The organism is Nitrospirota bacterium (assembly GCA_016178585.1).
GTDB lineage: Bacteria > Nitrospirota > Nitrospiria > JACQBW01 > JACQBW01 > JACOTA01.
Genome location: JACOTA010000045.1, coordinates 1 through 23,404 on the forward strand (window position 1 = coordinate 1; position 23,404 = coordinate 23,404).

Sequence of the window (23,404 nt, forward strand, 5' to 3'; positions counted from 1 at the left end):
GGTTGGCAACATCCAAATGGAGACCCTGGCATGCGATTGTCTCTTGCATAGGAGACAATATGCCATATATGGATTTGGAAGTCCAGCAAAAAATGAAACCTTACTTTAGGCGGGGGAGACCTGAGTAGTTACTATTTTTTAATATAAGTTAGCGGGGTTAGGGGTAGTTTTTGGTGAAGATTGAGAAGACTGAAGTACGGATAACCTGTGAAAAAGCCTTGGAAGAAAGCGATGGCACAGCCGTTCTGGTTGGATTCGGGATTGTTAGGACTTAAAGTTTTGTCTGAAATATTCTGCGAGGGAGGTTTTGCTGATTTTGCCTTGGGCGACGCCCAGGACAGTTTTGACGAGGGCGGCATTTGTGACTTGAATATCGATGCCGCTAAGCTTCAGGAACACCAATGCTGCAGCAGTGCCAACACGCTTGTTGCCGTCCACAAATGGGTGGTTCTGTACAATATGAAAGAGGTACGCTGCGGCCATCTCGAAGAGATCGGCATGCAAATACTGACTGCCAAAGCCGGCCTGGGGTGTAGCGACAGCCGATTCCAGGAGAGAAAGATCACGGATGCCAGGGCTTCCACCATACCGTTTGATTTGATCGGCGTGGATTTGGAGAACTTCCTCAAGACTCAGAAAAAGCGGTTCCATTGGTCAGTCTGCGAGTTTTTTGAGAGCCCGGCCATAGCGTTTGTTGACATCAGACAGAACCGCGCGAAAGGCCTTCTGCTTCTTTTCATCCCGGACGGGGCTGATGATCAGGCACTTTCCGTCGGTGGTGACTGAAAGAGGGGTGTCATTATTAATTTCCAGAAGGTCGAGCACAGGCCGGTCGATCACCAGCGCCAGGCTGTTGCCATGTTTGGTCAAACGTTTGATCATAAGAAAACCTCCAGGGAGGATGAAGTAATGTATATCCATTGTAGTACCTCTTTTTCAAGAGGTCAAGAAAGAAACTTTATGGGTTCAGGAAAGAAAGTGCATGCCAGCCAGCAATTAAAGGTTTTAAAAGGGGGGAAGATTCAGTTAGATTTGAATGTCGCGGTCACCCCGGAGTTTACGCAATGGGTTCTGGGCTTCGGAGCGGGGGTAGAAGTCATCAAGCCTCTGGAAGATTATGGGAATTTATCAAAAAATAAATCCCCGTAAGATTTTTTCTAAAGAAAAAAAACAAGAATTTTTGACCTCGGATGTCAAAGGGGTGGAATAAAATAACCACAATTCTATTGTTTTTCTTTCAAGTAGAAAAGTATGGAGAGAAATAAATGACAAAAAAATATGAAATCCAACTTGAAATTTCAGGTCCTACTGCTATTTGGACAAGACCGGACTCTGGGGATTGCCCCGTGAGTTATCCGGCTCCTACGTACTCTGCGGTCAAAGGAATTTTCGAGGCAATTCTATTCATCCAAGCCGTGGAGATAGTGCCGTGCAAAGTCGAAATATGTGCGCCCATCGTATATCACACTTACAACACCAACTACGGTGGTCCACTCCGTAAGTCCGATCAGATCAACAAGGGCGCAAGCTACCAGCTATTATCCTCAGTGCTTGTCAACCCCTGTTATCGATTGTACGCAGTTGCTCAATCCAATGTGAAGACGAATGGCAGAGTTTCAGAAAAAACTTTGGCTTGGCTGAGTCGTACCACTTCTGCCCCTCACGCATATCAAGAAATGTTCAACAGAAGGCTAAAACGAGGGCAGAACCATTATATCCCCTGCTTGGGCTGGAAGGAATTTACGCCTGATTACGTCGGCGCATTCCGGCCCGAAACGCGGGTATACACGGATTTCAACATGACCTTGTCGAGCATGTTGCGGCAGGTGTTTCCGGATGGTTTGAGGTCCGAGGCGCGCTATGTCTTCGATCAAGACGTTGATATTCGAGGCGGTGAGTTGAAATATCATCCGGAGGTGGATCATGCTCAATGAACTTTATGATGCAGCTCGCAGTCTTGAAGCCGCCGGGATAAGCCCTCCGGACTGGCATAAGGAATATGTGCCAGTTCGTGCTCCTAAACTGGCATTCTTCGTCTATATTGACCAGCAGGGTGAAATCACGGCTATCGAGCGCGTCGGCGACAAAGCGGACGTTGCTGATCTCCGGACTTGGGAATCGAAAGGCGACTTAAGGCAGTCTTTCCCCTATTTCAACATCCCTCCCCTGCTATGGATTGAATTCGATCCAGAACAGAATGAGGACGATAAATCTATAAAGAAGGCACTGAAAGCGAACAAGCTGACTAGAGAACAACTTGTTCAACTCTTAGAGAAAACTAGAAACGACGAGCCGACAAAAAAATGGCAAGAGAATTTCCGCAATAAAATAGGGAAATGTTTAGACAAGGGCAGGGTCTTGAAGAGTGTGCTTGGGGAAGCGCCCCAAATGTATCAATCTATCATCGAGTTGATTGATCGTTTGGAAAACACATCGGCAGAAGATCTCTACAATAAACTTTTCAAAACCTTGAAGGACAAGATGTTGACCCAGCCGAAAGCGGCAGGGAAATATTTTGATGGTTTATTTTCTTGGAGTGAAGAAGGTCCCGGCAACGACGTTACGCTCTTTCTTGAATTAGTTGATGGTGCATCTCGTTTCGAATACCCGGTAAAAAATAAAAGCGTCAGAGACTGGATCAACGATAGACTCCTTTCCCAAGTTGAAAACAGGGGTGCCTCGTCTCCGACACTCGATATTTTCGGAAACCACAGCGTAGGATGGGAATTAACCTTCGATGATGTCCGCATGAAGAATACGCTGGGAATTGTAAAGCTGCGAGCAATGGCATCTGCGGCTGTGTGCCAGTATCGCTACGGCAAGGCTGATGCAGAATCCTGCCGGGTAGGCCAAGAGAGCCGCAGAAAGATGAAAGGGGCCCTTGAATGGCTAACCGACCCATCCCATAAAGGCAAGACGTGGGATACTGTGGCGCGTGCAGCGGACAACAAAGAAATCCTCCTATCGTACCCATCAATGTTACCGCCAGAACCGCCAGACATAGCCATCATGTTCGGCGGCGCGTTGGAAAGTGATACTGACAATACAGGACGATTTGAGAATTGCGCTCAAAATGTTACAGGCTCCCTGCGTGGACTCATGGCAAAGAACCCGAATTTGGATATTCGGGTGTTTGTCCTGCGAAAGATGGACACTGCCCGCACGCGAGTGTCCAACCACCGCCGCTATAGCGCGCAACACCTGATCGACTCCGCAAAGAATTGGCAGATGGGCTGTCGCAATCTCCCCCGTATCTTGATCAAACAGTTCGTCCATGGGGGGGGGCGACCAGAGTGGCGGGAAGCTCAAACACCCTTTCCCATGGAGGTGGTCTGGATGCTCAATACCTTTTGGTCGCGTGGCATGAAGGGAACAACAAAGGGAAAAGGCCAGCCGCAATGGTCACCCATAGCAGTTAAAGATATTGCCGCTGAGGATGGCATTAGCCTGCTCCTGGAAGAAGGAGTTTTTCTCCAGCCGATCCTTCACCACGCTTTATATGGTGCTACTCGTAATGGCGTTGGCTTGGTGTTGGCGCTTGGGCAGGCGCACGCACAAGACCAAGTCTTTACTACTGATAAGAACTACGCGCGGCAGGCAGTGATTCTGCCAAGCCTTCTTGGAATTTTACTCTTCAAGATAAATATCACAAAGGAGGATTATATGAAGTCTCCACCCTATTTGATTGGCAGGTTACTGAGCCTCGCCGACCAGTTGCATTACCACTATTGTCAGCATGTGCGGAAGAATAGTATACCCCCTCAACTGATGGGCAATGCGCTGATGCCGACCGCTTTGGAAGAGCCGGTCAAGGCGCTCGCCCTCTATTCGAACAGGATATTGCCGTATCAGGCGTGGGCCAAGACAGTTTCCGGAGATCCGGTAGGGTTGGCTCGTTACTTCCTTTCAGAGTTAGGAAAAACCTGTTCCGAGGTATCGCTGAGTAAAATTTCGGAACGCTGCACTGACGCGGACAAGGCGCAGATGCTGATTGGTTATCTGGCACGCACCGAAAAAACTGACTCTGAAACTAAACAAAAAGGAGAGTGAACATGAACACTGAGATCAAGCGCGCCACCGGTCTGTTGATTATCGAGGTTATCAATTCCAACCCAAACGGAGATCCTGACCGTGAGAGCGATCCGCGTCAGCGGCCCGATGGCAGAGGCGAAATTTCACCGGTTTCCTTCAAACGTAAGTTGCGCGACCTTGCTGAGGACAAGGAAGGCCCAGTCTGGCAGCAACTCAGCCAACAAATGAAACTGGACCAAAAGGAATTTGTCATCCTGGAGTCCCGCGATACAAAAAAAGGGGATTACAAGGGGGCAATAAAAAAAGAACTTGAAGATGGGGCTTCAGCATTCAAACAAAAATATTGGGATGGCCGCATCTTTGGAAATACCTTTCTCGAAGAAGCGATGGACAAAGGGACGATCAAGACCGGCGTTGTTCAATTCGGTCTCGGTCTGTCGATTTCCCCTATCGAGATTGAGCGCCACACCAACACAAATAAAGCAGGTGTTGAGGAGGGGAAAACCGCCGGTATGGCCCCTATGGGGTATCGCTTTGTCCAGCACGGCATTTATTGCATGCCCTTCTTTGTTAATCCCAGCATGGCACACAAGTCTGGTTGCACGGCGGTTGATATCGATCTCCTCAAGAAGCTAATTCCTCATGCTTATGCCCATACCCGCTCGCATGCCCGCCCCTTCGTCGATCTCCGTCACGCTTGGTATTGCGAACACAACAATCCGCTCGGGTCATGCTCCGACTTTGCGCTCATTGATGCTCTCAGACCGAAAAAGAAGGATGATCCCAGCACATCGTCGAAGTCTTGGGATGACTACGATGCTCCTGCTGAACTACCAGCGGACCTTGCGTCAAAAGTGGTCTGTATTGATCTTGTCGGGAGGTAAATGAGCTATCTTGCCCACAGCGCCAGACCGGATCAAAGTATTCCGGCGCAGGGGTACGGCGAGCACATCCGCGCCAGCCGTGACAGCGCACTCCTACATGCCGAAAAATGCGGGCGTTATTCAAAGCGCTTCGGTGAGATGCTGGTTGCAACGGCAACGCTTGCGGGGGAGTTCCATGACTTCGGAAAACTGGACGATGCCAACCAAAAGGTGCTTGCTGGAACCGGCGGCGGTAAGTTGCCGGTTCCTCATGTGGACGCTGGTGCGGCGCATCTGTTAAATAAAGGCGATCAGGCAAGTAAGTACGCGGCTCTTATTTGTTACGCTCACCACCGTGGTCTCCCATCTCTTCCCGAAGAAATCAATAGGTCACAACATTGGATGCGAGATGGCTCGCCGGAGTGGCGGGCATACGCCAACGCCCATCTCGCCGAATATCTACGGAGACATCGTGATTGTGTTGAGGAGGCTAATTCACTATTGCCACCTTCTCTCGAAACCAATCAACTTCAAGTCCTCTGGCGGCTTGCTCTTTCCTGCCAAGCCGACGCAGACCATGGTGATACCGCGCGCCATTACGGAAAGGCCCCCTTAAATACCCCGCCACTACTCAGAGCAAAAGAACGGCTTGCGGTGCTTGATTCCTATGTTGCGGAATTGCGTAATCGGGGTCGTGACGCTCCCCGCACGGAGTTGCGCCAGGCAATTTACCAAGCATGTAAAAGTGCGAGCACGCAGCCTCATCTTTACGCATGTGATGCGCCGGTAGGTTCCGGCAAGACCACGGCGGTGATGGCGCATCTGCTCAAGGCCGCCTCCGATAAAAATTTGCGCCGGATATTCGTCGTATTACCGTATACCAATATTATTACCCAGGCTGTTGAAGTTTACCGTGAGGCGTTGGCGCTGAAGGGTGAAAACCCGGAAGAAGTTGTTGCTGAGCACCATCACAAGGCTGATTATGCCACACCCGAAAGTCGTCGATTCACAATGTTGTGGCATGCGCCCATTGTCGTAACTACTGCTGTCCAGTTCTTCGAAACCCTTGCCTCGAACATGCCGGCCGATCTTCGTAAGCTACATCGATTACCCGGATCGGCAGTCTTTCTCGACGAAGCTCACGCGGCATTACCCGCATATTTGTGGCCACAGGCATGGTTATGGCTAAACGAACTGTCTGAGCATTGGGGATGCCACTTTGTTTTTGCCTCCGGGTCGCTTACTCGATTCTGGGAATTGCCTGATTTTCACCCACAGACGAATTCGCAGCAATCCAGTTTACACGTGCTACCGGAACTGGTTACCCAAGCCCCACGGACACAGGCGTTTGACCGGGAACAAAAGCGTGTAATTTACAGGCCAAAGCCCAAGCCTTTCGATTTAGACGGTTTGGTGAAATGGGTTGGCCAACATCCAGGGCCAAGGTTACTTATAATGAACACGGTCCAATCAACTGCTGTGGTCGCTAGGGAAATGGCGAAGCGCTACGGCTGCGGGAAGGTCGAGCACCTATCCACGGCTTTGACGCCTGCAGACCGCGAAATTACTCTGAACCACGTCAAACAACGCCTTATCAGCAGTTCCGACCCTGACTGGACATTAGTCGCGACTTCATGCGTGGAAGCTGGAGTGGATTTCTCGTTTCGCGTAGGCTTTCGTGAGCGGGCAAGTTTGATGAGTCTCATACAGCTTGGAGGGCGAGTCAATCGAGGCCATGAAGAGGATCGAGCAACGGTTTGGGATTTTCAGATCATCCCCGATGCCTTGCTTCGTCTTCATCCAAAGTTCAGAACGGCGGCTCGCGTGTTAGGGGAACTCTTCGAAGAGGGCAAAGTCGCGCCGGAGTTCTGTATGGAAGCCCTGAAGCGGGAGATTCGCTGGGACAATACGATAAGTGATGAGCTCTTACGAGCCGAAAGTGCCGGCGATGCTAGGAATGCCGACTTTCCGAAGGTAGCAGAACTATTCAAGGTGATAGATAGCAATACCGTAACTGTCGTCGTCGCTAGCAAACTGCAAGAACAGTTGCGGCAGGGAAAATGGTGCGGGAAGGATGAACTACAAAAACATAGTGTTCAGATCTGGGGTTGGCGGGTGGAAGATCTCCGCCTGGAGGAATTCATGAGATCCCCTCGCGTTTACGGATGGCAGTTACCGTACGACAGCTTTCTCGGCTACATGGCGGGGCTGCTCCCCGATATAGAGTTTGTGAGTGGCAAGCCAACGGTGATTTAGCATGGATGAGGCAACTATCCCCATTTCCGCCCTGAATCAATACACATACTGCTCTCGCCGTTGTGCGCTTATTCATGTAGAGCAGACGTTTGAGGAGAATATTTATACCATGCGGGGTCGTGACTTGCATGAGCGGACGGACACCCCGGAAGAAAGTGGATGGGAAGATGGAATCCGGATTGAGCGGGCACTTCCTCTCTGGAATAATCGTTTGGGTTTGATTGGCAAAGCAGATGTGGTTGAATTCCACGGTGAAACTCCCTATCCGGTGGAATATAAACACGGGCGTTTACACAAGTATGAAAATGATGATCTCCAACTCTGTGCCCAGGCATTATGTCTGGAGGAAATGACCGGTCAGCCTGTTCCCCGTGGAGCTATCTTTCACCATAGTTCCCGCAGTCGGCGTGAAGTGGCATTTGACCATGAGCTTCATAATCTCGTTGAAATTACAATTAAAGCAATCAGGGGAATGTTTTCATCAAAAACAATCCCTCCGCCAGTAAATGATGCTCGTTGCCGGAATTGCTCTCTCCAAGAGGCCTGTATGCCTTCCGCGATTGCAGAACAAAAGCGAACCCGTTTACTACATGAAAACTTATTCCGGGTGATAGACCCATAAAGCCAGGTTTAATTTATGGTAATGGAACAAAAATGCATCAACTGTTGAACACTTTATATATTACCACTGAAGGGGCGTATCTCCATTTAGATCATGATACCCTTAAGGTGGAGGTCGAAAAAGAAACAAAACTCCAGGTGCCGATTCATCATTTGGGAGGCGTTGTCTGTTTTGGAAATGTGATGGTGAGCCCATTTGCGATGCACCGATGTGCTGAAGACGGCCGCTTTATGGTGTTACTTGATCGCAATGGCCGGTTTAAAGCTCGTGTTGAAGGTCCTGTTTCGGGGAATGTCCTTTTAAGGAAGGCTCAACATGAAGCCATGACCAATAATCAAATAACAATTTCCATTGCTAAAAATATTGTGGCTGGCAAGATTCAAAATACCCGGCAGGTTATTCTTCGAGGTGCCCGGGACACCGATGATCAGCAAGATGTTTTGACATTAAAAGCCACAGCCGAGTCTCTTGGAGGCGCTTTGTCAAGACTTTCAAATTGCGAGGACCTTGATCAAATTCGGGGTGTTGAGGGGGAATCAGCCCGAACTTATTTTGGATCATTTGACAAGCTGGTTCGAGAAGACCGTGAATCATTTAAGCTGAACGGGCGAACCCGTCGTCCTCCATTGGACAGGATGAACGCCCTTATTTCATTTATATACGCATTGTTAATGAACGATTGCGTGGCGGCGGCGGAGGGAGTTGGATTAGACCCGCAGATGGGATTTTTGCATGCCCTCCGGCCAGGCCGTGCGGCATTGGCGCTCGATTTAATGGAAGAGTTTCGCTCTATCCTGGCAGATCGTTTGGCATTAACTCTCGTAAACCGCAGGCAGATCAATAAAAATTGTTTTATTGAAAGACCTGGCGGAGCGATTCATTTAAATGACGAAGGGAGAAAAGAGGTGGTCATTGCTTATCAAAAACGGAAACAGGAAGAAATTCTCCATCCTTTCCTGGAACAAAAAATGCCGATTGGTTTGATTCCACATGTTCAAGCGCGCTTGCTTGCCCGAACATTGCGTGGGGATATGGAAGAATATATTCCTTTTTTGTACCGGTGAGATCAGATGCATATTTTAATTACGTATGATGTTTCTACAGAGACCTCCTTTGGAGGCAGGCGCTTACGGATGGTTGCTCAGACTTGTAAAAACTTTGGTCAGCGGGTACAGAAATCTGTTTTTGAGTGCACAGTAAACCCCATGCAATATGAAGAATTGGTTCGAAAGTTATCGGACATTATTGAAGCAAAAGAAGATAGTCTTAGAATTTACCGGCTACCGGAACCAAAAGACAAATACATTAAATCCTTTGGGATTAATAAAACAATAGATTTCGATGGGCCTTTATTGGCATAAGCGCGGATATCCAGTGATAGAAAAATGCCGGGGGGTTCGCTAACTCTTTAAATCATTGAAAAACAATGGAAAAGAAGGAAAAACTAACCGGGTATGTTAAGATGAAGTCTGCAAATAAGAAATGTTCGCAAGTTTTTACTGATAACCTATTAAAAATAAAAGTGTTTTTAGATGTACTGTAGCACCCGTCCTTCGGGGCGGGTGAGGATTGAAACAAGTTCTTCCTGAGATTCAATTAGCAGCGCCAGCGTAGCACCCGTCCTTCGGGGCGGGTGAGGATTGAAACGAATGATAAGCGAACTCGGCGGAAGAATAGGCGGCGTAGCACCCGTCCTTCGGGGCGGGTGAGGATTGAAACTATTGGCTAATTTGGCTGAAATCTATTATAATCTCGTAGCACCCGTCCTTCGGGGCGGGTGAGGATTGAAACTGATTAACTGTTTAAGATCTTGTTTAAACCGTTTGTAGCACCCGTCCTTCGGGGCGGGTGAGGATTGAAACAATTTAGACATGAATTTTATCTATCCATTGCCCTGGTAGCACCCGTCCTTCGGGGCGGGTGAGGATTGAAACTAGATTTGGCATTTGTATTTAAATCTAATTCAGAGGTAGCACCCGTCCTTCGGGGCGGGTGAGGATTGAAACACCAAATACCAGGAGATTCTAAGGTCACTTTTTTGTAGCACCCGTCCTTCGGGGCGGGTGAGGATTGAAACCTATTTCTAACCCTGGTTTGTAAGTTGAATACATGGTAGCACCCGTCCTTCGGGGCGGGTGAGGATTGAAACAAGTGAAAGAACAGGAATAAAGGATTCTACTTTAGTAGCACCCGTCCTTCGGGGCGGGTGAGGATTGAAACTTTCAAACCGCGTGATCTATTGCTCTCTGTGCGTGTAGCACCCGTCCTTCGGGGCGGGTGAGGATTGAAACTTAATTTCCCTTCCTTTTTTGATTTCTTATTCTGGAGTAGCACCCGTCCTTCGGGGCGGGTGAGGATTGAAACCAGGCGGATTTATCCCTATCGGAGATAGACTTTCCGTAGCACCCGTCCTTCGGGGCGGGTGAGGATTGAAACGTCCAGCGCTGAGCTTGGTCACTGCTTTTGCGTCTGGTAGCACCCGTCCTTCGGGGCGGGTGAGGATTGAAACCACGTAATGGAGCTTTTGAATTCATCCCCGCAAAAAGTAGCACCCGTCCTTCGGGGCGGGTGAGGATTGAAACAAAAATATTGGAGTATATCCAGCGGTGGGACTTTTGTAGCACCCGTCCTTCGGGGCGGGTGAGGATTGAAACCGTCTGCTGATATAGCCAGGCAGTCGAAGGTCGGGTAGCACCCGTCCTTCGGGGCGGGTGAGGATTGAAACATTTCGCCCGCATCTACCTGGGCGCGCAGGGCTCGGTAGCACCCGTCCTTCGGGGCGGGTGAGGATTGAAACGATTGCAAAGCACCGGTTTGAGTTTGATAATGATGTAGCACCCGTCCTTCGGGGCGGGTGAGGATTGAAACGTGGTCGATGTCGTTGTCGATGTCGAGATCGTTGGTAGCACCCGTCCTTCGGGGCGGGTGAGGATTGAAACTTTCAGTTGCTTCATTCCAGCTTTTAATGGGTCTGATAAGATCGGAGAATATTACGGAGGTGGGAAAAATTGTCATTGGAGATCGCCGCATACTTTGAACCGCAAAAATATTCAGACGTTCCGAATTCGGTCTGTTCTTTCATCCACACCACTTCGGCAACAAATTCAATGGTGAGTGAATAAAAATATAGTTTCATGTCGACTCTGGTCCCAACGGCAAGAGGAACCCGGGAGACAAACAAAAGACCCCCTTCGCCTAAAGTTCTGGCGTTCGAAGTCACCAGCTCATCGGATGAAATGTCGGCTTCCTTTTTCGCTGAGAGGATTTTAAAGTCGGTTTTTAAGTCAACCTCCGCCCGTGGATGTTGCCTTAGGTTCGTAAAATCCGATTTTCCCTGATCTGATAGGCTGTTGGCCATACTTTTGCCCGATGGGGTTTCTTAAGTTAAGTGTATCATATGAACCGTTTTTATAGAAATACTTAACCTCCGGGATTTAGAACCTTGATCTTTAGGTGGTGAGCTTTTTATAGATTTGGGGGAGTTTTTGGGGAAGGGTTTGAATGTCGGAGATGAACGTATAGTTGACGTCCTGATACATTTTCTGGATATAATTGCCGGCCTGTTTGTCCACAGTAATGCAGAAAGGGTGAATTCCTCTGTTTTTGGCCTCCCTTAGCGCCATTTTGGTATCTTCCAGGGCGTAAAGCTCCAGGTAATCGTCATCCAGAGGTTTTCCGTCGCTGAGGATGATCATCAGTTTGATTTTGGCTTCCCGTTGGACGAATTTGTGGGTGAGGTGGCGGATGGCGGTGCCATCCCGGTTTTGCTTTAAAGGTTCCAGGGCCCCTAATTTCTGGTTGAATAAGAGGGCATTCTTGTCGTCAAAACCTTTAATCGTATAAAAATCGATCTGCTCCCGCGACTGCCCTGAAAACCCGAAAATTCCATATTCATCACCGATTGAATTTAAGGCTTCGGCCATTAATTTTAAGCTTTCTTTTTCAATATCGATAATTCTTTTTTCGGCGCCGGGAATAACCTGCCGGGTCGATCCGCTTAAATCGATTAAAAAGGCGACTGAAATTTTCCTTTCCTTTTTTTCTCTTCGGATGTAAAAATTTTCAGATGGGGTAAAACCTGATTGGATGTCTACAACAGCCTCGATTAAACGGTCGAAATCAAATTCTTCACCGTCTTTCTGTTTTTTTGCGTTTCTGTAATTTTCAGGCCGGAGTTTTTCAAAATATCTCCGAAGGGAAAGGAGCGATCCGTAAGGGAGGTCCGGTCCCGTTGGATGAATCGACGGCGGTTCGAAACCTTTTTCAACGAGTTTGCACCAGTCCGGTTTATAGTCCTGGTTCATCCAGTCCCATTCAGGGTATGAGAAAGAGTCCTTTGCCCCCGGTTTAACGGACGTTTTATTTGAAGCCGGCTCTCCGGTTGACTGAGGGGAGAGGGTGATGGTTTCGGATTGGACCTGTTGCGGCAGTGGGTTCTCGGTCATATTTAAATTAAACGAGGAATCAACGGGCGCCGATTCCGTTTGAAACGCCAGGTCAGGAGTGATCAGGCCGTGATTGGAAAAGGCGCTTTCGGGGAGGGTCCCGTAGTTGGGAATATTTTCTGCGGGGGGGATGACATCCGGTTTTTTATCTTCCGGCGCGTTTTGTTTGATCTCTTTACGGAGCTGGCCATAGATCAGGCAGACGGTATGGAGGGTGTCTTCCACGGCGGTCTCCGGATGCCAGAGTGTTTTTAAAATGGAAAATGCCCGGGAGACGGTATTGGCGATGGGAAGGGGAACGACGATATCCTCATTGACCGATAACTGGAATAAGGCCTCCAGAACCCCTTTTTCTTCCGGGAGTTGAAATAAATCAGGCCGTTTTTCTTTTTGGCTCGCCAGGATCGGTTTCAACTCCCGCATCGCCCCCGAATATTTCAGCCGGAGGAGATAGTCGATTCTCGACTCTTCGGCGATCATCCAGAGATTCTGGGCCAGAACCGGGTCAGGAAAATAGCGCCAAACCGGTTGCCGGGGGGAAAAAGTCAGCCCTTCTTTTTCTGACAGGGCCATGAGCTCCCGGATGGAGGCCGGTCCAAGAGGGGTATAGCTTCCAAATTCAATATGGGCGGATTCATGAAGGGTCATTAATTTATAGAGTTTGAGATTATCGTCACGATCCATGTAAACATTGATTTTTTCGGGGAGGGTAATGGTTCCGGTACGATCTTTAAGCCGGCTTGAGGGGATCAAACCCGGCGTGATTTCAACCGTCCGTCCGGTGATCATTTCGGCAAAATATTTTAAACGTTTATGGACATCCGATAAAAAGACGTTATGGGATAAGCTCCGGATGGTGTCGATTGATTTTTGAGATTTAAGAGCAAAGAAGGCCCTGACCAGCTCAGGGTTCTCTTTAATTTTGATTTTGAGGCCGGCTTCGACAAAAACCTTTAGGGAAGTTAAATTCCCGTTCATCATTTTTAAAAGGTCGGTGGCATGGGTTAAAAAGCCGGTCACGGCCGAGGGCGCCTGAAAGCCGATCTCGCCGGCAAGAGAAAAAATAAGATGAATTTCCTCTTTCTGATGGAGGTTTTGAAAAATTTCCGGAACAGCCTTGAAATACCCCAACGTTTCTTTCGGGGCCTGGAGCGCCAGGGCGTGACCAATTTTAAGGATTTGAGGATGAAGCGAAGAGTCCTTTACCCGGGCGAAGATTTCGGGAGAGGTTCTGAAATATTCCAGGGTCAGGAAACTTTTGGCCTGGAGATCTTCTCTGGACAGCAAAAGGCCGATTTTACCCCAGGGTTCCAGCAACCCCGCATCCAGGACGGGGAGAATAGAGGGGCCTGATTTAAAATATTCTGTGCCGGTGAGATAATCTTCTTTGGCCAGAAGGTTCCCTTTACGCGCCCATTCGTCGAGGGTTTCAGGTGGAAAATGGTGGATCAGCTCGGGTAAACGCCGAAAATAGTCCAGAGCCATGCTGTTTTGCTCAAGCCCAAGATGCAGACCGGTTTGAAGAAAAGCCGTCAGGGCCGGGTGGTTTTTGATTTGCTGAAGAATTTCAGGACTGTCATTAAAAAACTTGATGCCATTGGCAGAGGAAGCGTAGGAAATTAGAAAACCAAGATTAAACCAGGGTTGAAAGAGGTTGAACGGGAGTTTGTAAAACAGCTCTTCACTGACCCGGTCAAACGCCCGGGCGGCTTTCGGGGAAATCTGATTGATTTTCGCGGAGAAATCCTCCAGGCGGCTATCCATCAAAGGCCTTTCTTCGTAAATAAAGAGTGACGGTCACGATGATCAGATCATAAGGTTTTTTCATTTATAAGATGGAAGAGACAATTTCCTGGATACTTTTTTGCATTTCCGGATCGTCGGTAAGCGGTTGGGCAAGCGCTGTTTTGCAGGCAAGGTAAGGGTCAATTCCATTTTTGATTAGATGACCGGCATAAATCAGGAGTCGGGTGCTGACCCCTTCATCCAGGCCCTGATTTTTAAGATTTCTTATTTTCTGCCCTATTCTGACGAGACTTTTTGCCATTTCATCTTTGACTCCCGCTTCGTGGCGGACAATCTCGACCTCCTGTTCAAAGGGAGGATAATTAAATTCAAGGGCGATAAATCGTTGTTTCGTGCTCTGCTTCAGCTCTTTAAGAACACTTTGGTAACCTGGATTATATGAAAGCACCAGCATGAAATTTTTATGAGCCTCGATGACCGTTCCTTTTTTTTCAATCGGAAGGATTCTACGGCTGTCCGACAGGGGATGTATAACGACCGTTGTATCTTTCCGGGCTTCCACAATTTCGTCCAGATAACAGATGGCCCCTTCTTTAACCGCAGTGGTCAAGGGACCATCAGACCAAACCGTTTCATTTCCCTTGAGGAGATAACGTCCGACGAGGTCGGAAGCGGTCAGGTCTTCGTGACAGGAGACGGTGGTTAAGGGCACCTTTAAACGATAAGCCATAGACTCTACGAAACGGGTTTTGCCGCATCCTGTCGGCCCTTTTAAGGCCACTGGAATTCGGGATTCAAAGGCGATTTGAAAGAGTTTAACTTCGTCGCCGGTGGGGATATAGAAAGGTTCGATAGCCGGAGTTCCTTTTTTTTAAGGATTGATTTTCGAAAATAAATATAGCATAGTAAGAATTTGGGTTACAAGGACGAAAGGGAGAAAAAAACATGAAAAATTACGAGGTTAACGAGCAGGAAACCATCGCCGTCGCAGATGATCCTCAAGCAAGGGATCTTTTACGGCGGGCCTATGAAACGACTTATCGCTGGAGTCAAGAGTTCAAGGGCTTTTCTTCCTCACTGGAAGTCACCCTGAACGGAAAAAGCGTCAAGGGAAGCGTGACCGTCAGACTGCCTGAGGAGGTGAAGGTTAGTTTAGGCGACCCGGAAATTGAAAAATGGGCAGAAGCGCAAATTGGGATGATGGCAACTCATCGAGGGCACCGAACATTTGACACCAGCGACGGGAAAAATATTTTAACCTTGGGAGAAGCAGATTCTCATCCCCTGGGCCGGCTTGTTCTGATTCACGGAGATGGTTTGAACTCCCGCTACCGTGTGAAAGATAACAGGATTGTTCAAATAAACCGGAATATGGGGCCGGTTCGTTTTACGATAAACGTTCAGGACTCTATCATTACCCGCGACGGAAAATTTTTAAATACCCGATATATTGTTTATTACTTTACTCCCAAAGGAGACTTGAAGCAGGCCGAAAGCTTTAATGATGAGCCGGTTGTGGTCAATGGGGTCTATCTCCCCGGAAAAAGGAGAGTATTTTTCTCCGAGGGCGGAGAAGCCTGTGTTAAAGAATTACTTTTCTCGAATCATCTTCTTTTATGATTCCGTGGGTGTTTTTCTTGTTTTTGTTTGTCTTTCCAGTGACCGCTGGCGGGGACGACGTTTTGGATAAGGCTTATGATTTAAATCGTCAAGGAATGATTGATATGTCAGAGGCCAAGTTTGAAGAAGCGATCGTCCTGTTTCAAGAAGCGGCAAAATTAAAATTCGATTATGAGATTACAGAAAAACCGTTATTATACACGCCGACGTTTTTGACAGCCTGGGCATTTGAAAAAATCGGAGACCGCGAGAAAGCGTGCGAGGAATTCCGCCTTTTTTTAAAACGAGCAGGTTCTCATGTTGAGCCCACCAAAAAAGAACATGCCGATGATTTTATCAAAAACCATTGCCTGTAAAATGATATGAAGATCGGTTTATGGGTCCAGGACTCTTCCGGTAAAGAGTTTTTAATTACAAAAGATGAAAGGGCATATCCTCATCTGATTCAGTTTTCTCAAAAAGATCTATTTTTTGGGGGGAGTAAAGAACCGTTGGACTTAACTCTCGAAGAAGGAAAGAGGATTTATCAGGAAGTAACCGGAAAAGCTTATCCGTTTGGTCATGCGACGACCCGGCAGGTGTTGTGGGATTTGATTGAAGCGGCCGCCAAACTCCTCCCTTGACCGATGGGTTTAACGAGTTAAGAAAAAAGGTATTTATCAGATGAAGAAGAAATTGTTAAAGGGAATTTATTTTGTTGCCCTGGGTCTTTTAGGGCTTGGTTTGACGGCGATTATGGCTCCTAAAGAGTGCTCCAAAGAGGAGGTTAAATATCTGGAGCAGTTCCAGTACATTACAAACCGCATGGGTTATCAAAAGCCGAAAAAGGGAGAAATTACGTTTTATCAGACAAACGGACCTGTTTCGGGCGGAAGCATATCGGCTTTATCGTTAGATGATGACAACACGATTTTTGCGGGAGTCTTTGGAGACGGAATTTACAAAAAGAAATCTGGAGACGATAAATGGGAGTCCGTGAAGTCAGGGATTAAGGATCCTTTTATTTTGTCTTTATTCGTTTCGAAGGAAGGAACCCTTTATGCCGGAACCATCAGGGGAGGGATTTTTAAGAGCGATGACAAAGGGAAAACCTGGAGCGAGTCCAATCATGGCTTGACCAATCTTGAAATTGCCACGATTACGGAATACCAAAAAGAAATTTTTATTGGAACCGGGGCGGGCGTATTTAAAAGCAGTGACCAGGGAAAGCAGTGGGAGCCTGTCAATAAAGGTATGGAATCAATGCTGGTCAGAGCTATCATTTTTGATCATTCCGGAGCTCTGTTCGCAGGAACTGCCGGACAGGGGATTTTTCACAGCCGGGATATGGGAAAGAGCTGGCAGGTGATTAACTTCAAGCTCCAGGGAGAGTCCGGTTTAAATGAAAATTATATTCGGGTGATGGTCAAATCTCCGAAGGGTCATTTGCTTGCCGGGACCTTTGGCGGCGGGATTTTTAAATCGACTGATGGCGGACGAAAATGGATTCCTTTTAATAACGGTCTGTCAAATATTTCGATTCGAAGCATTCGGGCGGCCCAGGACGGAACCCTGTATGCCGGGACCGGAGAGGGAATTTTTAAAAGCTCAAACGAAGGTCAAAGCTGGAGTTCAATCAATGGAGATTTGAGAGAAAAAAGTATTCAATCCATGCTTTTTACCCCTGACAGTCATTTATATGCGGGAACCTCAAATGGTGTATTTTTAAAAAATACCAATGAATCCCATTGGTTAGCGTTGGAGAAAGGAATCTCGTTCCCGGCGGTTCAGTCGATTTTGGGCAATCCCGAAAAAGGGTTTTATGCGGCAACGGAAGGCGGAGGGATTTTTAGAAGTAAAGATGGGGGTAATTCCTGGTATCAGATGAATGAAGGGCTTTCCGATTATAATATCCAAACGGTTCAAGAGGACGCGACCCACACTCTTTATGTTTTGTCTGGAGATGGGGTCTTCTTAGGAGACCGGTTAAAAAAGCGTTGGGTCCCGTTGGATGAAGGAATCGGCAAGTCGGGAATTCATGCTCTTTTCATTGATCCGTCTGACATTTTATATGCGGGAACGGAAAAAGGGTTGTTCAGGCGGGACAATACCGCGAATTATTGGGAAAAGGTGTTTCTTCCCGTCGATGTCCCTATTCAATGGACCGTCGGCGACCGCCAAACGTTATTTGCCCTTTCCAGGCAGGAATTTTTTATGATTCCCAAAACAGGGCCTGTCCTTCTCCAGCCATTGACCTACCCAAACCACCCATTTGAGATTCGGGGAGCTTATTTCAAAGAAAATTTGTATCTATGGACTGACAGGGAGATTTTTGAGGGGACGGTTTTAAAACATGATGTCCGGTGGAAACCCCTTACAGCGCTTCCTGGCGGGCTTAACTGTCAGACACTTGCGGTTGAAAATGTGGACGGGAAAAAGGTCATTTTTGCGGGGACTGAAAAAGGAATTTTTTGGAGTAAGGATCAGGGTAGTACGTGGACCAAAGCGTCCGGAAAAGGGCTTTTATCCGATACCAAAAGTTTCTTTTCTCCCTATCCCGGGACTCTTCTCGCAGGGACGGCTGACGCGGGGGTCCTTGTGGGAATCGGTTTGTAATGAAATCCCTTCCCGTGGTTCTTATTTTATTCCTTTTGGGACTGACAGGTTGCACCCATCAGGAACCGACAGTTTTTGCTATTTCGATTCATCCCTCCAACTCTCAGATCATGTATGTCGCGACAATGAAAGGGGTTTACAAAAGCCGGGACGGGGGTGAAACATGGGAGTTTCGGAGTGAAGGTTTGAGCGATGCCCATGTGCTCTCTTTGGCGATTGACCCTTCCTCCTCTTCGACGGTATATGCCGGGACCTTTGGCGACGCCATCTATAAAACTCAAGATGGGGGACAACAATGGCATTCGGCCAATATTGGATTGAAAGGGCATGTTTCCGTTGTCAACGGTCTGACCTTCTACCCTAAAGATCCTAAAACTATTTTTGCGGCGACAACCGTCGGGGTTTTTAAAAGCATCGACGCGGGTTCGGAATGGGTTGAAAAGGTGGGGGACATGGAGAGTGTTTATACCGTCAGTCTCGTCTTTGATCCCGAAAATAGTGAAATGCTCTACGTTGGTACCAGTGGAGGTATCTATAAAAGCAGAGATTTGGGTGAGCACTGGGAAAAGAAAAACCAGGGTTTAATTGAAAATGAAGTGGGAAGCGCGATGTCATTAGGCGTCAACAGCATTTTAATTAATCCCAAACAAAACAATGAAATCCTGATCGGAACCTCCCTGGGAGTCTTTAAAAGTTCTGATGGGGGAGACCGCTGGATAAAAATGACCAAAGGGGTGGACTCCCGTTTTGTGATTGCCCTGGCATTGAATGGGAATGACCTTAAGACGGTGTATGCCGGCACTGACATGGGTATTTACAAATCAACTGACGGAGGAGAAAGCTGGATTCCTGAAAACCGGGGTTTAGAAAGTAAAGTCATCCGGGCGTTGGCCCTGGATAAGTCGAGGCCTGAAATCCTTTTCGCGGGGACACAGGGAGGACTGTATAAGTCGGTCAACGGCGGTGAGCATTGGACCCTGCTTAAAGGATTTGATCAATCTTCTGTAAAATAAAGGAAAAAATATTTGAATCATTTCGATAAGGCGCCGACCGGAGTCCTTTTAATTAATTTAGGAGGCCCGGATTCGTTGGAGGCGATTGAACCATTTTTATTTAACCTCTTTTCAGATGAGGACATTATTACGCTTCCTTTTGGATTCCAATGGCTTCTCCCGGCCCTTGCTGCCTGGATTTCAAAACGCAGAAGTTCGGTGGTCAAGGAGTATTATCGGTTAATCGGAGGGAAATCACCGATCAGAGAATTGACCGAGGCCCAACGGGAAGCTCTTGAAAGGCTTCTTTCAAAAGAAGGAAATTACAAAGTTTTTGTGGGGATGCGTTATTGGAAACCCAGTATCGAAGAGGCCCTTGATCAGATTGCGAAAGAGAGAATTGAAAAGGTGATCGTTCTTCCGTTATTTCCTCAATACTCCATTACTTCATCGGGTTCCGGAATGAATGAACTTAACCGGTTGATTAAGAAAAAAGGGCTAAACCTCCAGATTCAACCCATTTATGAATGGTATAATCAGCCATCTTATATTCAGGCGGTGTTCGAAAATATTCAAGAGGGGAAAAAACTTTTTCCCAAAGAGGCTGTCGGAAAGCTTCATGTGTTGTTTTCTGCCCATGGTGTGCCTGAAAAGGTAATTTTAAAAGGAGACCCCTATCAAAAACAGATTAAAGAGACGGTGAATTTGTTGGCACCCTATTTAAAGGAAGAAGTTCTTCATTTGGCTTATCAAAGTAAAATTGGGAGGCTCAAGTGGATTGGTCCATCCGTTGAGGAAAAACTAAAAGAGCTGGCGGAACAGAAAGTTCAAAAGATTCTCGTGGTTCCGATTAGTTTTGTGTCGGACCATTCCGAAACCCTTTATGAAATCGATATTTTATTTAAAGGAATCGCCACGGAACTTGGAATTCCTTATTTTTATCGAATGCCCTCCTTAAATACTTCACCTACGTTTATAAGAGCGCTTAAAGAAACTGTGGCTGGGAAATAAAGGCTAATAAAAATGGAATCATACCTGAGACCCGCAGAAATCAAAAATATCAGAGGTGTTGGAATTGAAATGACCTGGGAAGACGGCCATAAGGGAAATTATTCTTATGAATATCTGAGGCTTTCCTGTCAATGTGCATCGTGCGTGGACGAATGGACGGGTGAATCTCTCCTTAAACGGGAAACGATTCCCGGAGATATTCATCCGGATGACCTTTTTCCGGTTGGAAATTACGCCATTCAGGTCAATTGGAGCGATGGGCATAGCACCGGGATTTATTCGTTTGATTTACTTAGAAAGATATGTCCCTGCGAGTCCTGCATGTCCTTGAACCGATGAGAATGCAGCAGATGACCCCTTCTCATTGGTTCAAAATGCCAAAGGTTTTTTAAAAAAGATTTAATTGATGGGTTTGCCGGGGATGGGGATGATGACTTTAATCCCCCGGCCTCGTTTACTTAAGGCAGTTTTGAAGTCGGCGGGTTTTCCGGGAAGGTTAAAGGTTCCGCCATAATGCATGGGAATCACATATTGAGGATGGACAAATTCAGCCGCCATGGCCGCGTCTTTGGGTCCCATGGTGAAAACTCCACCAATCGGCAACATCATTAGATTAGGGTGATAAAAAGTGTTGTAAGATTTCATTTCACCAAATAAAGCCGTATCGCCGGCATGGTAAATTTTAAAGCCGTTGGTAAACTCAATGATAAATCCCGCCGCTTCACCCCCGTAGGTTAAACTTTTCGGTGAAAACGGTCCTATTCCGGAACTATGGACCGCCTTGACCATTGTAATCTGGATGCCATCAATGTTAGCGGACCCGCCTAAATTAAGCGCCATGAGTTTGTTCTGATCAACGCCCTCCTGCCACAAATAGGTCATTAATTCAAAAATGGTGACAATTTTTAAATCTTTTTTGGCGGTCGGATCTTCCGCAATGGGAAGGGTATCGCCTAAATGATCAAAATGCCCGTGGGTGATCAGAATAATATCTGCCTCCAACAAAGGGGTTAAATCGGGCTCCCCGCTGGAGGTTTTATAGGGATAAAGGGTATTTCCTTTCGCCCAGGGGTCAATGAGAATAATCTTTCCGTTAGGGGCGACAATTTTAAACCCGGATTGACCGAGCCATGTGATTTGAACCCCTTTCCCGATTTCAGCTCCAAATGAAGCTTTAGTAAAGAAGAAAAACGCGATAAAGAAAAGGGCGAGCTTAAAAACTCTGTACATATTTGACAGTTTCATTTGCGACGTCTAGTTAAGTTTTTTTAAGGCTTCTTCGTTAATTTTAACTTTTCCTTTAGATTTTAATTTCTCAATCTCATTATTCATAATGCCCGTTTGAATCGTTCTTTTGTTTTCCTGGGTTAATTCTTCAAATTTAGGGTTTTTGACTTCCATGACTTTTATAAGATGGTAACCAAATTGAGTCTTGACAGGTCCTCCCATTTCATTTGGTTTTAACGAAAAAGCAAGGTCAGCAAAGGGTTGTACCATCTGTTTTCGGTTAAAAAAGCCAAGGTCGCCTTTCTTTTGGGCGGACCCTGGATCAATAGAGTATTTTTTAGCAAGTTCTTCAAAATTACCGCCCGCCGAAAGTTCTTTTTTAACTTTTAGGGCTTCTTCTTCTGTTTTAACAAGAATATGACTTGCCCGAACAAGTTGAAAGTCTTTGATATTCTTATTAAAATAAGAGTGAATTTCCTCTTCGTTTATTTTTTCCTGGCCGATCTTCTGTGCAATCAGGTTGACTAAAATTTGTTTTTTTGCCTGTTCAACTTCTTCTAAATAGACAGGGTCTTTATCCAATCCTGTTTTTTTTGCTTCCTGTGAAAGAAGTTCCCGTTCGACAAGAAAATTCAAAACCCTTTTCTTCCCCTCCGGAGAAGAATACTGACTCTTTTCTTGAGGTGGGACTTGAGCCATATTTTTCATGAATTCTTCTGTCGTAATGGATGTCCCGTTTACATTTGCAAGCTCGTCCGCAAGGGCTGTTTTAAGAAAAAATAATGAAACCAGACAAAAAATAAATAGACTCATTCTTTTCAAAGCTTTCTCCTTATTTTAAGTTAAATTTAAGTTATAAATGTAGCATGGCTAAGTTATTTAGGCAAGCTAAGCGTTTATCCCAAGACCAGCGATAGACTTCGCATCCACTTATTAATCATGTCATTGCGAGCACCGAAGGGTGCGTGGCAATCTTATCGTAAAGTCTTGAGATTGCTTCACTTTGTTCGCAATGACAGCTTTCTAACTCTGTTCTTGGGTTAATTCAATGCCTCTGGATTTATTAATTGCCGTAATCATATTTCGGATGGCGGATTTCTGTTCGTTCGAGATATCGCTAAATTCTATTCCCATTCCAGGGAAATGCAGGACTTTTTCAAACTGGTTTCTTGTCCAAACCACTTTCCCCTTGGCTTCTATTAGTTGGAGCGGGGTATCGGGGAGGTTAAATTTTATTGCCACGTCTGATCCTTTCTCAAGCGGCACCGGAGTTTCAATAAAAAGTCCGCCTGTACCCAAAGTCCCGGTAATACTTTCTTCCCAGTTTCCTGGCGCACTTTGATATTTTATCTTTAATGAAAGGGAGGTCCTGAGATTTTTTCTGCGGGTGCTTCCATTGGATTCTAATAAGAGGGAGACCAGATCCTCCAGTTTGACCGATTTTATAAAATCCCCGTCCGATTTAAATAAAGAAAGGATTTCCTCTTTAGGGTCCAGACGAAGGAAATATCCCTTATACTCAGGAGAATTTAAAATCGGAAAATCCATCAAAAATCGATCCAGGGTTCCGATTCAGTCAGGTAATTTTTCCCTTTGAAATTTATTTTTGCTCTTAATTTAGAGAAATCTTTTTCTTGGAGAGTTCGAACGAGCTCTCTGACAGCTTCGATGGGGGTTAGGAAATGCGGCGTTTCAAAAGGAACAGTTTCGTAGGTAAACTGGGCCAGATAATTTTTGTCTTTTTTATGAATAAAAAGATTTCTGTTGAAGTAGCGTTTTTTTGGGTCAAAACCTTCAATCTGATAGATTTCAGCCGCTGTCATGTGTTCTCCAAAATAAATGATCGAAAAAATAAATTGTAAAAAACAAAGAGTTAAAATAAAGTAGATTTTATACATGAATTTGACTAACTTGTAAAGGAAAACTTGAATCCCAAGATCAGCGATAGACTTCGCACCCACTTATTAATCATGTCATTGCGAGCACCGAAGGGTG

The 23,404-nt window shown here is 46.5% G+C and carries 24 protein-coding genes and 1 CRISPR repeat array; of the genes, 15 read left to right on the plus strand and 9 right to left on the minus strand.

What is annotated here, in order from left to right; translation table 11 throughout:
• Positions 1–264: 264 nt before the first annotated feature.
• On the minus strand, positions 265–651 hold the full coding sequence (locus HYR79_08210; GenBank protein MBI1821678.1) for a type II toxin-antitoxin system death-on-curing family toxin: 387 nt from the start codon (positions 649–651) through the stop codon (positions 265–267).
• A gap of 3 nt (positions 652–654) precedes the next feature.
• Complete coding sequence (locus HYR79_08215; GenBank protein ID MBI1821679.1) at positions 655–882, minus strand: AbrB/MazE/SpoVT family DNA-binding domain-containing protein; 228 nt, start codon at positions 880–882, stop codon at positions 655–657.
• Between HYR79_08215 and HYR79_08220 the strand changes: the two genes are divergently transcribed.
• The 8 genes from HYR79_08220 (at position 859) to cas2 (ending at position 9,134) form a co-directional block, all read left to right on the plus strand.
• The gene (locus HYR79_08220) at positions 859–1,149 is read left to right on the plus strand and encodes a WYL domain-containing protein (protein MBI1821680.1); all 291 of its coding nucleotides are present in this window, start codon (positions 859–861) and stop codon (positions 1,147–1,149) included. The two genes, HYR79_08215 and HYR79_08220, sit on opposite strands and share 24 nt — an antisense overlap.
• A gap of 116 nt (positions 1,150–1,265) precedes the next feature.
• Positions 1,266–1,934, plus strand: a complete 669-nt coding sequence (gene cas5, locus HYR79_08225; GenBank protein ID MBI1821681.1) for a CRISPR-associated protein Cas5 — start codon at positions 1,266–1,268, stop codon at positions 1,932–1,934.
• Positions 1,924–4,050 (plus strand): hypothetical protein, encoded by a 2,127-nt coding sequence (locus HYR79_08230; GenBank protein MBI1821682.1) that lies wholly within the window; start codon positions 1,924–1,926, stop codon positions 4,048–4,050. Before cas5 ends, HYR79_08230 begins: the two co-directional genes overlap by 11 nt.
• Positions 4,051–4,052: 2 nt before the next feature.
• Positions 4,053–4,916 carry a type I CRISPR-associated protein Cas7 gene (locus tag HYR79_08235; protein MBI1821683.1) on the plus strand — a complete coding sequence of 288 codons (864 nt, stop codon included), beginning with the start codon at positions 4,053–4,055 and terminating at the stop codon, positions 4,914–4,916.
• On the plus strand, positions 4,917–7,151 hold the full coding sequence (locus HYR79_08240; GenBank protein MBI1821684.1) for a DEAD/DEAH box helicase: 2,235 nt from the start codon (positions 4,917–4,919) through the stop codon (positions 7,149–7,151). It abuts the gene before it with no gap.
• Position 7,152: 1 nt separating this feature from the next.
• On the plus strand, positions 7,153–7,773 hold the full coding sequence (gene cas4 / locus HYR79_08245; GenBank protein ID MBI1821685.1) for a CRISPR-associated protein Cas4: 621 nt from the start codon (positions 7,153–7,155) through the stop codon (positions 7,771–7,773).
• A gap of 32 nt (positions 7,774–7,805) precedes the next feature.
• The gene (gene cas1c, locus HYR79_08250; GenBank protein MBI1821686.1) at positions 7,806–8,837 is read left to right on the plus strand and encodes a type I-C CRISPR-associated endonuclease Cas1; all 1,032 of its coding nucleotides are present in this window, start codon (positions 7,806–7,808) and stop codon (positions 8,835–8,837) included.
• A 6-nt stretch (positions 8,838–8,843) separates the two neighbouring features.
• The gene (gene cas2, locus HYR79_08255; protein MBI1821687.1) at positions 8,844–9,134 is read left to right on the plus strand and encodes a CRISPR-associated endonuclease Cas2; all 291 of its coding nucleotides are present in this window, start codon (positions 8,844–8,846) and stop codon (positions 9,132–9,134) included.
• A 178-nt stretch (positions 9,135–9,312) separates the two neighbouring features.
• A CRISPR array of direct repeats spans positions 9,313–10,712; the repeat unit is 37 nt; unit sequence GTAGCACCCGTCCTTCGGGGCGGGTGAGGATTGAAAC.
• Positions 10,713–10,735: 23 nt separating this feature from the next.
• Here the strand turns inward: cas2 and HYR79_08260 are convergent.
• The 3 genes from HYR79_08260 to HYR79_08270 all read right to left on the minus strand — a co-directional run bounded on the left by HYR79_08260 (position 10,736) and on the right by HYR79_08270 (position 14,817).
• Positions 10,736–11,131, minus strand: coding sequence for a PilZ domain-containing protein (locus tag HYR79_08260; protein ID MBI1821688.1), 396 nt, complete (start codon positions 11,129–11,131; stop codon positions 10,736–10,738).
• 91 nt (positions 11,132–11,222) lie between these two features.
• Entirely contained in the window at positions 11,223–13,982 is a 2,760-nt protein-coding gene (locus tag HYR79_08265) for a VWA domain-containing protein (GenBank protein MBI1821689.1), read from the minus strand.
• 64 nt (positions 13,983–14,046) lie between these two features.
• A complete protein-coding gene (locus HYR79_08270) occupies positions 14,047–14,817 on the minus strand; it encodes a CbbQ/NirQ/NorQ/GpvN family protein (protein MBI1821690.1) in 771 nt (256 codons plus the stop codon).
• Positions 14,818–14,909: 92 nt separating this feature from the next.
• Here HYR79_08270 and HYR79_08275 point away from each other — a divergent pair, with 92 nt between their 5' ends.
• From HYR79_08275 to HYR79_08305, 7 genes are read left to right on the plus strand one after another with little or no spacing between them, the layout of a single operon-like run.
• Positions 14,910–15,584: a DUF3386 family protein gene (locus HYR79_08275; protein MBI1821691.1), complete on the plus strand. Its 675-nt coding sequence runs from the start codon at positions 14,910–14,912 to the stop codon at positions 15,582–15,584.
• Between the two features lie 17 nt (positions 15,585–15,601).
• Complete coding sequence (locus HYR79_08280) at positions 15,602–15,940, plus strand: hypothetical protein (protein MBI1821692.1); 339 nt, start codon at positions 15,602–15,604, stop codon at positions 15,938–15,940.
• A gap of 6 nt (positions 15,941–15,946) precedes the next feature.
• Positions 15,947–16,207, plus strand: a complete 261-nt coding sequence (locus HYR79_08285) for a hypothetical protein (protein MBI1821693.1) — start codon at positions 15,947–15,949, stop codon at positions 16,205–16,207.
• 40 nt (positions 16,208–16,247) lie between these two features.
• Positions 16,248–18,179, plus strand: a complete 1,932-nt coding sequence (locus HYR79_08290; protein ID MBI1821694.1) for a hypothetical protein — start codon at positions 16,248–16,250, stop codon at positions 18,177–18,179.
• Entirely contained in the window at positions 18,179–19,192 is a 1,014-nt protein-coding gene (locus HYR79_08295; GenBank protein MBI1821695.1) for a hypothetical protein, read from the plus strand. Before HYR79_08290 ends, HYR79_08295 begins: the two co-directional genes overlap by 1 nt.
• Before the next feature lie 12 nt (positions 19,193–19,204).
• A complete protein-coding gene (hemH, locus tag HYR79_08300; GenBank protein MBI1821696.1) occupies positions 19,205–20,182 on the plus strand; it encodes a ferrochelatase in 978 nt (325 codons plus the stop codon).
• Between the two features lie 12 nt (positions 20,183–20,194).
• Complete coding sequence (locus tag HYR79_08305; GenBank protein MBI1821697.1) at positions 20,195–20,521, plus strand: DUF971 domain-containing protein; 327 nt, start codon at positions 20,195–20,197, stop codon at positions 20,519–20,521.
• A 60-nt stretch (positions 20,522–20,581) separates the two neighbouring features.
• Here the strand turns inward: HYR79_08305 and HYR79_08310 are convergent, their stop codons facing one another.
• The 4 genes from HYR79_08310 to HYR79_08325 all read right to left on the minus strand — a co-directional run bounded on the left by HYR79_08310 (position 20,582) and on the right by HYR79_08325 (position 23,370).
• A complete protein-coding gene (locus tag HYR79_08310; protein ID MBI1821698.1) occupies positions 20,582–21,427 on the minus strand; it encodes a metal-dependent hydrolase in 846 nt (281 codons plus the stop codon).
• 9 nt (positions 21,428–21,436) lie between these two features.
• Positions 21,437–22,222, minus strand: a complete 786-nt coding sequence (locus tag HYR79_08315) for a peptidylprolyl isomerase (protein ID MBI1821699.1) — start codon at positions 22,220–22,222, stop codon at positions 21,437–21,439.
• Between the two features lie 210 nt (positions 22,223–22,432).
• Positions 22,433–22,957, minus strand: a complete 525-nt coding sequence (locus HYR79_08320) for a PilZ domain-containing protein (protein ID MBI1821700.1) — start codon at positions 22,955–22,957, stop codon at positions 22,433–22,435.
• Positions 22,957–23,370, minus strand: coding sequence for a hypothetical protein (locus HYR79_08325; protein MBI1821701.1), 414 nt, complete (start codon positions 23,368–23,370; stop codon positions 22,957–22,959). Before HYR79_08325 ends, HYR79_08320 begins: the two co-directional genes overlap by 1 nt.
• Between the last annotated feature and the right edge of the window lie 34 nt (positions 23,371–23,404).